A 12,600-nucleotide genomic window follows, 5' to 3' on the forward strand; every position below is an offset into this window, starting at 1 on the left:
AGTTGTTTACGGGAAGGTTTTGAGGGGAATCATCAAATGGAAATTCAAAATGCTTAATTATTTAGTAATCTCTTTATAATTTAAAAATGTTGAATGATTGGATAGAAAATTGCAGAAAGTATGTATTGCGGTATCTATTAATTATTGCAATTTTATTTGTTTCTAAAAACATTATACAGAAACTTTTAATTGGTCTTGGCAAACTCTTCAATTTTGAATCGACCGAGTTTAAAATAGGTTATATTATATTGATAATTCTTGGATTTAGTAGCTACCTATTCTTAATAGATAAAAAATTTATAGTTTCAAAAAAGGGGCATTTCCTTGCAATTGCTCTATTCTCAAGTTATTTGATTTTTCGATTTTTCGACAACGGAGTTATATATCTTCCAGAACCCACGCTTTTAAAATACATTGATGTCGTTGTTTTATTTTTTCTATTGCATTGTATTCACTGGAGCAACATTAAACTACTAAGCTCAATTACAAATTCCAACAGTAAGGACTTTTTTATCAACGATGCTGTATTTGTAGATGGAGAAATTGATAATGAATTAATTGTACAAAAACTTATTACTAGCATTAAAGGCTACAAACCTAAAAACTCATTTAGCATAGGCATTAATGCGGAATGGGGTTTTGGTAAATCAACCTTTTTACATCGATTTGATCAAGAATTTAGAAAAACCAATTCCGAAACCATTATGTTTTGGTTTCACATTTGGAAAAATAAAGGTGATAAAGCAATCATTGATAATTTCTTCAAAGAATTCGCAACAAACCTTAAGCCTCACTCTGCTGAAATTGAAGATAATATTGAAAAATATACTGATGCTATTTTAAGTGTAAGTCCGGGAGAGATTAGCAATTTAATACGAGCTGGTAAAGATATCTTTAGAGAAGATCATAGTCTTGAAGGGTACTATCAAAAGATTCAAGAGGCTATCAAACGGATTAATCGCCAAATCATAATTATACTTGATGATTTGGATCGACTTGAAAACAACGAAATTCTTGATACCTATAAAATTATAAGAACATTATCTGATTTTGACAATGTGATATTTCTAGCTGGTTATGACAGAAATTACCTAGAAAAAACACTTGGTGATAGTAAGGAGAACTACATAAATAAAATTTTTCAAGTAGAAATTGATCTCCTACCATTTGATGAGAGTCAAATCAATGAAATGCTTTTGGATGGTATTAAAAAAGCATTTCCACATCGTATTAATCAAGAAGACAAGCAAGAAGAACACATTAGAAATGAAAAATTATTTCTAGTATTTAACTCCTTATTTGCTGGTAAAGCTTTTCAAGCATCTTTGGATTTATCTAACATTAGTCTTGATAATTTACTTAATGAAGAAACCCAATTTAGTTGTAGTGACTTAAAATTAGATTATAAATATTTTATTAGAACCTATAGAGATCTAAAGAGATTTCTTAATGAATTTAAATTTAGTAAAACCTTAATTAATACGAATGATATATATCTTCCCGATTATGTACTATTTAGACTTTTAACTTTTCGCTATAAAAATTTACACCATTTAGTTTTTGAAAAAATATCAAACATTATTGATAACAAAGACTATGACGTGGTAAATGAAAAAATGACTGATAGTTGGAACGAGACTGATGGTAGTCATTATATTTATACTGAAAGCTCAAAAGAAAAACTATTCGATACACTGAAAGCGAATAATTATAATTTAAAAGATATAGAAATCATAAATGCTTCCTTATGTATTTTGTTCGGTGAAAAAAGTAAAGCTTTCTATGAAACAAATCAATATACTATTTCTAAATCTTATTACACAAATTTTTATTTAAGAAATGGAATTCCTAATGATGCGTATACTGTCTCTAAATTTAAAGAATCTTTTTACGCAGGTAATATAGTAGACTTGATAAATAAAATGAAGGGTTTGTCTCAAAATGTTAGATTACAAGCTTTCAATGAGCTAAAATTATATTTGTTTTCAATTGCTAATTCCGTAGAAAACAACAAAGCTGATTTTTCAAAATTTATAATCGCATTAAATCACTTTGAATTCATTTCTCTGGTAAACGATTTCAAGGAAGTTGAAAAAATAATTCAAAATTTCTCGGAAAAAACACCGAATCTTACTCATACAGATTTAAAGGATGCTCTTATTAATTCAAATATAATTATAGGTCCACTAGATCGCTTTTTAGCAGATGTAATCATCAATGCAGCAAGAAAAGAAAGAGATGATATATACACAAAAGAAAATTCTATCGAATACGCTAATTTTCCTTTTAATGTAACAGACACCAAGAATATATTATTAGAAAAGTTCGAAAACGTCTTGAAACAAAATGTAGGATATAATATTCACTTTAGCTACTACACCCTTCAAGTTGATTTTATTGCGGTAGACTTTCAAATAATACTAGCATTTAAAGCTGACAAGCTATTTAAAAAACACATCCAACGGAATTTTCTTCATTTTTTGTGGGTAGGTTATCTAGATTTTAAAGCAGAACCAGAAGGATTCCCACAAGAACATCAGACTTATAAACCTAATGATTTTCTTTGTCAGATTTTCTGCAACATAACAGATTGGAAGGCTCTAAAAGCTCATAAAAAAAATAAAGATATTTATAAACAATTTAGAGAGAATGGATTCAAAAACTATAATGAGTATTTGATGACTGAGGAAATTGAAAATATTATAGTAGGTGAAGACCACAAATCGAAGTTGGAAAGGATTAAAAAATTAATGAAAGTCTTTATTGCCAATGATTGTAAACCATTAAACAGAAAACAATTTGCAGAAGTTAAATAAAAACCTTCAAAAACCTACAGCAGCAATTTTCAATATTAAAAAATTGCTTCAATGTAATTTTAAAATTGCAGCCTATCAACGACCTTATAAATGGTCTGTTAAAAATGTAAATGATCTCATTGACGATATGATAACTTTTCAAGAGAAAAACGCATATCGTATAGGTACTATTATTATTTACAGAGGTAAAAAAAAGAAGATTAAAGAAATTGTAGACGGTCAACAACGCTATTTAACTTTATTGCTTATATACAAAGCTTTAAAAGAAAATGAACCGTCTAATACCTTACTAAATTTCGATGTACCTTCTTTAAATAATTTAGAATTTGACAATGCGATCAGTATTGCTAATCTAAAAGCAAATTATGCTCATATACAATCTAGAGTTACTGATTTTGATGAAGGTTTAATTCGTTTCTTTTTAGAAAAATGTGAGTTTGTTCAAGTTACTATAACCGATTTAGGAGAGGCCTTTCAGTTTTTTGATTCCCAAAACTCTAGAGGTAAAGCTTTATATCCTCATAATTTACTGAAAGCTTTTCACCTTCGTGAGATGAACCACCTAGAGGAGCCTGAGAAAATCAAAATTATTGCGCATTGGGACAAAACAGATCCTCAATTCCTTAAAGATGCTTTTGCCAATTATTTTTTTAAAATCAGGAATTGGTCAACAGGTAAAAGTGCGTCCTATTTTTCTAAAGATGAAATATCCGTTTTTAAGGGGGTAAATCTTTTAGACAATCAATTATACCCATATGCCCGGTCTATTGCCATAAATGCAAAGTATGTAGGCTTAAAACAGCAGATTCTCTATGACTTTAATGATAGCCAAGAGCACTTCCCCCACCAGCTTGATGCATTCACTGTAAATGGCGAGTGGTTTTTTGATTTTGTAAAACACAAATCTAAAATGGTTGAAGCAATTAAAGACTTTACAAATGACTATTACAACTTTGATGATCATAATTCTAAAGCTTTTGAGGTCATTAATAAATTAAATACTTATACTAAATCGTATAGAACAGGAGATAAGTATTGCCGTAATCTATTTGAAGTAACCCTGCTCTATTACATCGATAAATTTGGAGAAAAGCAACTGGAAAAAGTGATTCCATTAATTTTCTTTTGGGCTTACAGACCTCGTATAAAACTTACAGCCGTAAGACTTGAATCTGTTGACAACCATGCGAGACATCCTAATAGCCTCATTCGCCTCATTAAAGAAAGCTTAACCACATCTCAAGTACTCATCTATAGACTCAAACCAATTACTAAAATAGGCGGTAATTCTGATGAGCTAGCTAGACTATATACTGAATACAAACTTATCCAAACCTAATGTCCAAAAATCCACCACTATTAAGTATTTCTGATATTTTTAAAAATGCAAATTATAGCATACCTATTTATCAACGTGAATATGCCTGGACAATCACGGAAGTTACACAGTTGCTGTCTGATCTATGTAGTCAAGCAAAAGCCAATCAAAACGACAACTACTATTTAGGCACTTTAGTTATTAATAAAGGAATTCGTGATATAGAAGAAGTTATAGATGGACAGCAACGATTAACCACCCTATATATACTACTAGCTTACCTGTCTCACAATAAAGAATCATCTTATAATCTTAATTTTGATTTTGACACGCTGTTATTTGATTCCAGACCCCATTCAATTAGCGCTTTACAAGCCGTCTATCATAAAAAACTTGATGATGTAAATGAACCAGCAATAAAAGCAACTTATAAAATTATTAGAGATAACCTAAGTCAATATTTTGAAGAGTTTAGTATTACAGAGGAAGAATTTACAGACTACCTTTTAAATAAAACGCTTCTTCTCAAAGTTACAGTACCACCGGATACAGATCTTAACCATCATTTTGAGATTATGAATGTCCGTGGTGAGCAACTTGAAAAGCACGAGGTTCTCAAATCAAGACTTATGGGGTTTTTAAAAGATTACCCAGAGGATCGGGAACTATTTAATACTGTATGGGAAGCTGCAAGTGATATGAACCGATATATACAGTTGTTCTTTACAAGGATTACAGGAGATGATACTAAAAACTCCCGAAAGAAAATCTTTGGAAATGATGGAAATACAATACCAGAATGCTATGAAGAATTACTTACAGCCTTTATAAGTACTCAAGAGGTATATGAAAAAGAAAATAAGTCATCTAAATCAAGTTTGAATAAAATTCTAGAGTCAAAAGAAATAATTCACTTGGAAAAATCTGAAAATAAAGAATATCAGGAACAACTTACAGCTGTTATTAACTTTCCTAATTTTTTACTTCACGTTTTAAAAATTCAAGAAAACAACAAGGATGTAGCCTTAGATGACAAACAATTACTCAAACAATTTGAGCAAGTTTATAATTATAAGAGTGATCAATCTAAGTTTGCTAAAGATTTTTGCTATAGTCTACTCAAAATGAAATTTTTATTTGATAAATACGTTATTCGAAATTTAGATTTAGGACAGGACACCAAATGGATATTATGGAAGCAAGTTCATCAGTTTCAAAAAGGAAAATCACATTACTTTAAAGATACATTTGAGTGGGCTGAGAGGGAAGATGAAAACAATAATGATAATAATCGTATCATAATGTTACAATCTATGTTTCACGTATCTTTTCCTACAAGAATCTATAAGCATTGGTTTAACGCTACCTTATATCACTTGTTTAATAATTCTAAAAGGGGAGTAATTGAGGCAGAAGAGCTGATAGCTTATTTGGAAAAATTGAATGATGCTTTTTTCTTTGATCGAAATCAATCATCTGATGATGATTTAGCATATGAAGAAATTATTTTCAACAATAAGGCTTTAGCAAAAAATAATACTGTAAGCGATGATATTTGGAGTTTAGGCACGCAAACTAAAAATTTCATATTCAATAGGCTTGACTATTTAATTTGGTATTATTCCACAATAGAGACAGAAACTCATAAAAATCTAATTTCAATTGATAAAGCTAAAAATTTTCAATTTGGTTTTAGAAGTTCAGTAGAGCATTTTTTTCCTCAACACCCTAGAAATGGAGATGAACCTCCTTTTGACAATATAGATTGCTTTGGAAATCTTTGTCTTATTAGCCAGCAAAAAAACTCACGTTTTAGTAATGACTTACCAAAAGCAAAAAAAGCAAACTATCACAGACCAGATGACAAGCCCGAAAGCTTAAAAATGGAATTAATGTGGGAAAATGCCGATAATTGGAATGCGGAGAATCTTGAAAAACATGAGAAATTAATGATTGAAATCTTAAACTCAACTTATGAAGGATAGTATTGAAAATAGGTTCTCCTTAAAAGATATAAAAAGTGCATTTGACCATTTCCTTGGACAAGAAAAGTATGGTGTCCGAGATATATTTAATGGTATCCTAAATTCAATTAGCAAACAATTACAACAAGAAGGGATTTATGCGTTTTGGTGGAAAAATGAAAATGACTTGCTTAAAAACCATTTACTAAATCCAGATACATCCTATTATTTAAAAGGTCCACATGACAACTCAGAAAAGGCAAACCACTTCTTAAGAGTAATTTTCAATAAAGAATGGATAAACAATGCTAGTCAAGGTACTCATATCTGCTTATATGTAGGGAAAAGCACAAATATTAAATCAAGAATAAATGGTCAAATAAAATACAATATAGATCCAAAAAAGTTTAACCAATTTGATCCTACTATCTGGAAAGATAGTAAAAGTAAAAATCAATTAGATGACGATCATAGTCATCTATGGCCAGAATCCAAGAACAATGAAAGATTAACAAAATGCAAATATGGTTTTGGTAAAAAACCTAATACTGTAAGTCAATTGCGTATAGGCTTGGAACGTCTTTTTAATACCGATGCATTAGAATTAATTAAAGAGCACGTAGAGATTTCATTTTTACCTTATCCTGGAAAAGAAAATGCTGTAAACCGTTTCTTTATAGAGGAAAAACTAATCGCTTCTTTGTATCCTATTTTAAACATAGATGTTGAGAGATAATAACTTACACTTTAATCCGAATCTTTACATTTGTTTTTCGAAAATCCTTAATCATTCTCAAAACATTAATAGCATTATCCCAAGCCTACTTCATTTCCACCTACACTTCAGCCGCAGCTTTCACAGTATCAAAAGAAATTTCATAAGTTCGGTTAGAAGACCAACTGTATGTTCAAGCTTGGCAGGAATAATAGTCTAAAATATTAACAAAATACCTACCCCCATTACGGTGTTTCGGAACAACCAATGAAAAGCCCACCATATTTTAAGTGCCAAATAAAAATGAAACCCTTAGGTGTGGGTGAATTATCATTTTTTCCTATATTTACAGCTCTCCCCTTTTAAATTGTCCCTAATGCGGAATCCCGTAATGGGATGGAATTAAATTGTTTTAAATTTATTAATTCCGGGTAAGAAATCATTTTTAGACAAACTAGACAATTGGAGATTTAATTAACAATAATCAGAAATTCGTGGTTAACAACTCGAATGGATTTAAACTCGATTAATATCTAATAATTGGTTACTTTGTAGCTTATAAAATAGTTTTTCATACGAAAATATGATATTGGAAAATACTGAAATAATTAAATATACATTCTCTGGACATGACTCTTTTCAATGCCGACAACTTTGGTTAAAAAAGGGTTATGACTATGTGCAAGAAGGGAAGAATTTTAACGATGAAGATGCGGTTGTTGAACTTGGAGTTGGGAAAAATATGGTTTCATCAATTCGTTTTTGGTTGAAGGCTTTCAACATTATCGACAACAAGGACATACCAACTGAATTTGGAAAGCGATTATTTGATGACGAAACTGGCTATGATCCTTTTTTGGAAGATGAAGCAAGTCTTTGGCTTTTGCATTATCAGTTAGTGAAAAATGGTTTTGCTTCTATATACTCTATCATTTTTAATGAATTCAGAAAAGAGAAACTCTTCTTTAACAAAGAAACCTTTGTAAACTACATGAAGAGAATTGGAGAGAGCAATCCTGATTTGAATTTCAATGAAAACACGGTTGCTAAAGATTTTATTGTTTTTTCAAACCTTTATAAAAGTGATCCTGAAAGTAAGGATGTTGAGGATAGTTTTTCCGGCATTCTTTCTGAAATAGAACTTTTAAAGACCAGTGGAAAAGGCAAAGATGAGCAATTTTTCATTGAGAATTCAGAAAGAGACGATCTTCCTGAGTCAATCGTTTTGTATGCTATCTTGGACAATCCAAACTACACAAATTCAATTAGTTTAAATTCCCTTGAGTTTGATTGGAATAGTCCAGGTTCAATTTTCGCTTTAAATCGTTCGGGATTGATGAATAAAATCGCTGATATTATTGATGATTCCAAAGAAGTAACTTTTACTGATCAGGCTGGGATTAAAGAATTACAGTTCAAGAAAAAAGAAGACGCTTACAAAATTTTAGATAGATACTATGCCAAATAATTTCACTACATCGGTAAATATTATCAGAGATACTGATAGGGACTTCAATTACATCCCAACACCTAATTCGAGACAAGTTGTTAGCCAAATAGTTAATGACTTTAAAAAGGGGATCCGTTCATTTAATATAGTGGGAACGTATGGAACTGGTAAATCTTCATTTCTTTTGGCGTTCGAGCAAAGCGTACAAGGAACGAAACGTTACTTTGAGACTAATTTCCTTGCTGATCCTAAGTTTGATTTTATAAAATTTATTGGTTCTTATGCTTCTATTGTAGAGCAATTTGCAGATGCATTTGATGTTCAAATAAATAAGAATCAACAAGAAAATATACTTTCAGAAATATTTAACCGATACCATTATATTGGAAAAGAAAACAAAGTTTTATTTATACTAATTGATGAGTTTGGAAAGTTTTTAGAGTATGCTAGTAAGCACAACCCTGAAAAAGAATTATACTTTGTTCAGCAATTGGCAGAATTCTGTAATAACCCAAAGCACAATATTGTTTTACTTACCACAGTTCACCAAAGCTTAGAATCTTACGCTTATTCACTAAGTAAAACCCAACAACAAGAATGGACAAAAGTAAAAGGGCGTTTTCGTGAAATCACTTTTAACGAGCCTGTTGAGCAGCTTTTGTTCTTGGCTTCGGAATATGTCGCAGAAAACTTTGAAACAAAGACTTCAAAATCAGAAATTGAAAAATGTTTGAAGCTCACTACTGAAACGAAAGCCTTTAACTTCAACAAAGATTTTCTAAAAGAAATTGCTTCAAAACTATATCCGCTTGATATTCTTTCCGCCAATATTCTCACGTTATCATTGCAAAGATATGGACAAAATGAACGTTCATTATTTTCATTTCTTGAATCATCAGACCATACAGGTTTGGCTAAATTTAACAAACAAGTAAATCCATTTTACAATCTGTCAAATGTTTATGATTACCTCAATTTCAATTTCTATTCGTTTTTAACATCAAAATATAACCCCGATTTTTCTGCTTGGAGCTCTATCCGCTCAGCTATGGAGGAAGTGGAAAGAGCGTTTGATTCCAACATTAATGATTACATCAAATCGGTAAAAACGATTGGACTTTTGAATATCTTCTCAGCAAGCGGTTCAATATTGGACTTGAATTTCTTTGTTGATTATTTGAAAACTGCTTGTGGAGTGTCAGATGCCAATGATATTATAAAAAATCTTGAAGCCAAGAATATTATTCGCTACCGTTCCCATTCAAAACGATATATTCTTTTTGAAGGAACAGATTTAGACATTCAAACTGCATTGATAGAAGCGGCAAATAAAATTTCGGAAGTGGTTGATATTACAACTCTTCTGAATAAACACATTCAATTCAATCCAGTTTTTGCCAAGCAATATTCCTTTGCAACAGGAACTCCGAGATATTTTGAATTTATTATTTCAGACTATCCCGAAACCAAAAAAAATCCAGAAGGTGAAATTGATGGCATTGTGAATCTTGTTTTTAATAGCAAGCTGAAAGAAGACGATATTCAAAATAAATCAAAATTACAGGAGGAAGCGATTATTTACTGTTTTTTTAAAAACTCAGCTGAGATAAAAAACTTATTGTTTGAGATTGAGAAAATTCAAAAGGTTATTGAAGAAAATAAAGATGATAAGGTAGCCAAGAGAGAACTTGAAAATATTGTTGAATCACAAATACGTTTATTAAACCACTATATAACGGATAGCATTTTTTCAGGCAGCAAAGATGTGAAGTGGTATTTTAATGGTGAAGAAAAGAAAATTGTTGATAAAAAGGACTTCAACAAGTTGCTTTCTCAAGTTTGTAGCTTAGTATATGATGCCACTCCTGTTTTTAAAAACGAATTGGTTAACAAACATAAAATATCTTCTTCAATTCATACAGCCAAGAAAAGATATTTTTCAGCATTAGCCAATGATTGGGATAAAGAAAATCTAGGGTTTGAAGACTCAAAATTTCCACCCGAAAAAACCATTTATCTTTCATTGCTAAAAGAAAATGAAATTTCACCCATTCGCGAAAACGCAACAGACGTAATTGCAATTGATAAGAAATCAAGTTTTTTCAAACTCTGGAGAGCCTCAGAAGACTTTTTAGAAAGTGCTAAATCAGAGCAACTGAAAGTTTCGGAGCTAAGTGAACTTTTAAGCAAGCGTCCATTCAAACTCAAACAAGGCTTGATTGATTTTTGGGTTCCCACCTTCTTGTTTTTAAAACGTGATGATTTTGCGGTATTCGGTGAAGATAGCTACATCCCTAATCTTTCAGAGGAAAATTTAGAACTGATAGCAAAGTATCCTGAAAAATATTCTATCAAAACATTTGATATTGAAGGCGTAAAGCTTGATATTTTCAACAGCTACCGAGCATTTTTGAATATTGCTACTGAGCAAAAATTTGACAACAATTCTTTTATAGAAACCATCAAACCTTTTATTGTTTTCTACAAACAGTTACCAGAATACAGTAAGAACACAAAAAGACTTTCACCATCAGCTATTAAGATTAGAAAAGCGATTGCCACCAGTAAAGACCCAGAGGAAACATTTTTTGAAGCATTTCCTAGTGCTTTAGGATTGTCTCTTTCTTCTTTACAACAAGACAAGTCTAAACTTCAAAACTTTACTAGGAGTTTGCAGGAGGGAGTAAGAGAACTACGAACCGCTTATGATGAGTTAGTGCAGCGTTTTGAAGATTTCATTTGCAGTGAGTTTGTCGGGAATACAGCTGACTTTGATGAATATAAAGAATATCTTCAAAAACGTTTTTCAAAGCTAAAAAAACATATGCTTTTAAGTAATCAAAAGACTTTTGTACAGCGTTTAGATTCACCGCTTGATGATCGAAAGGCTTGGTTGAATTCAATAGTACAGGCGGTTGCCGGAAAAACTTTAGAAGCATTCTCTGATGAAGATGAAATCCTGCTTTACGAACGATTCAAGTCAATGATTTTGGAATTGGATAGTTTAACCAAAATCTCAAAAACTGATATTGATGAAAGTAAAGAAGAAGTTATTGGAGTTAAAATCGATTCGTTTTTTAGCAAGTTAGACCCCAAAGTGGTTCGAGTACCAAAGAATAAGAGCAAGGAGATTGAGCAATTGAAAAATGAGCTAAGAAATAAATTGGGAAAAGACAATACTTCAAACATTGCAGCTGTCTTGAATCTATTAAAAGAATTATTACAATGAGCAAAGTAAGACACGTATTAGGCATATCAGGAGGAAAAGACAGTGCAGCTTTGGCTATTTATGTCAAAACTAAATATCCTTCTATTAATTTAGAATTCTATACCTGCGACACAGGTAAGGAATTAGACGAAACCTATCAATTGATAAAAAATCTGGAGATTTATCTTGGAATCAAGATTGAACTTTTGCAAGGTGCACAAAATAGTTCAGAAGACCCCTTTGACCATTTTTTGAAAATGTATGGAGGTTTTCTGCCCTCCTCGCAAGCTCGTTGGTGCACCAAAAAGTTAAAGTTAGAACCTTTTGAAAACTATGTAGGAACAGATCCAGTGATTTCTTATGTTGGAATCAGAGGTGATGAAGAAAGAGAAGGATATATTTCTACCAAAAAAAATATTCAATCAATATTTCCATTTCGTAAGAATATTTGGAGTCAAGATGTTGTTCAAAAAATGCTTTCGAACCAAAATATAGAGCAATTAATAGAAATGTCTTCAAGCATAGACTTTGGTAAAAATCAGGAAAAAGCATTACTAACGATTACTCGAAAGTTGGATACAAGTTTCACCATTGACCAAAAGCTAAATGTTTTATTAGATGCAAATGTGAAAGCGTTTAATCATTTAGTTTTTGATTACTTGAAAACAACCGATTACCCTTTAGCAACTGAAGCTACTTTTCCGCTTTTGGAAAATGACGAAGTATTGTTGAGAGATGACATTTTTAAAATATTGAAAGAAAGTGGCGTAGGTGTACCCGCATATTACAACAAAATAGATTTTGAAATTAATGGAAAAAAAGGAGAATATGCTAGAAGTCGCTCTGGCTGTTTCTTCTGCTTTTTCCAACAGAAAATTGAATGGGTGTGGCTGTATGAACAACATAAAGATTTGTACTTAAAAGCAATGGAATATGAGAAAGATGGTTATACGTGGGCACAAGGCGAAAGTTTAGAGGATATAATTAAACCTGAAAGAATCGAACAAATCAAGGAAGAGTACATTAAAAGAATGGAACGAAAATCAAAAGTTAAATCACCTTATCTGGTGGACATCTTGGATGATGCTGAGGGAGAAGGATGTGCTGCTTGTTTTATTTAATTTTTCTG

7 protein-coding genes are annotated in these 12,600 nt (G+C 31.3%); all 7 read left to right on the forward strand.

Going from position 1 to position 12,600, the window contains the following annotated elements:
- Positions 1 to 86 precede the first annotated feature (86 nt).
- The 7 genes from JK629_RS11675 (at position 87) to JK629_RS11705 (ending at position 12,592) form a co-directional block, all read left to right on the forward strand.
- On the forward strand, positions 87 to 2,816 hold the full coding sequence (locus JK629_RS11675; RefSeq protein ID WP_202335800.1) for a KAP family P-loop NTPase fold protein: 2,730 nt from the start codon (positions 87 to 89) through the stop codon (positions 2,814 to 2,816).
- On the forward strand, positions 2,800 to 4,155 hold the full coding sequence (locus JK629_RS11680; RefSeq protein WP_202335801.1) for a DUF262 domain-containing protein: 1,356 nt from the start codon (positions 2,800 to 2,802) through the stop codon (positions 4,153 to 4,155). Before JK629_RS11675 ends, JK629_RS11680 begins: the two co-directional genes overlap by 17 nt.
- Complete coding sequence (locus tag JK629_RS11685) at positions 4,155 to 6,119, forward strand: GmrSD restriction endonuclease domain-containing protein (RefSeq protein WP_202335802.1); 1,965 nt, start codon at positions 4,155 to 4,157, stop codon at positions 6,117 to 6,119. The genes JK629_RS11680 and JK629_RS11685 overlap by 1 nt, the downstream gene beginning before the upstream one ends.
- Complete coding sequence (locus JK629_RS11690; RefSeq protein ID WP_202335803.1) at positions 6,109 to 6,834, forward strand: hypothetical protein; 726 nt, start codon at positions 6,109 to 6,111, stop codon at positions 6,832 to 6,834. The genes JK629_RS11685 and JK629_RS11690 overlap by 11 nt, the downstream gene beginning before the upstream one ends.
- Before the next feature lie 568 nt (positions 6,835 to 7,402).
- Positions 7,403 to 8,281: a DUF4007 family protein gene (locus JK629_RS11695; protein WP_202335804.1), complete on the forward strand. Its 879-nt coding sequence runs from the start codon at positions 7,403 to 7,405 to the stop codon at positions 8,279 to 8,281.
- Complete coding sequence (locus tag JK629_RS11700; protein ID WP_202335805.1) at positions 8,271 to 11,492, forward strand: hypothetical protein; 3,222 nt, start codon at positions 8,271 to 8,273, stop codon at positions 11,490 to 11,492. Before JK629_RS11695 ends, JK629_RS11700 begins: the two co-directional genes overlap by 11 nt.
- Positions 11,489 to 12,592, forward strand: coding sequence for a phosphoadenosine phosphosulfate reductase family protein (locus JK629_RS11705; RefSeq protein ID WP_202335806.1), 1,104 nt, complete (start codon positions 11,489 to 11,491; stop codon positions 12,590 to 12,592). The genes JK629_RS11700 and JK629_RS11705 overlap by 4 nt, the downstream gene beginning before the upstream one ends.
- Positions 12,593 to 12,600: the final 8 nt, after the last annotated feature.

The organism is Aequorivita iocasae (assembly GCF_016757735.1).
In the GTDB taxonomy this organism is placed as follows: Bacteria; Bacteroidota; Bacteroidia; order Flavobacteriales; family Flavobacteriaceae; genus Aequorivita; species Aequorivita iocasae.

Excerpts from the sequence above, each read along its gene's own strand:
- JK629_RS11685 (WP_202335802.1), top strand. The coding sequence starts at position 4,155 with ATGTCCAAAAATCCACCACTATTAAGTATTTCTGATATTTTTAAAAAT.
- JK629_RS11690 (WP_202335803.1), top strand. The coding sequence starts at position 6,109 with ATGAAGGATAGTATTGAAAATAGGTTCTCCTTAAAAGATATAAAAAGT.
- JK629_RS11675 (WP_202335800.1), top strand. The coding sequence starts at position 87 with ATGTTGAATGATTGGATAGAAAATTGCAGAAAGTATGTATTGCGGTAT.
- JK629_RS11700 (WP_202335805.1), top strand. The coding sequence starts at position 8,271 with ATGCCAAATAATTTCACTACATCGGTAAATATTATCAGAGATACTGAT.
- JK629_RS11705 (WP_202335806.1), top strand. The coding sequence starts at position 11,489 with ATGAGCAAAGTAAGACACGTATTAGGCATATCAGGAGGAAAAGACAGT.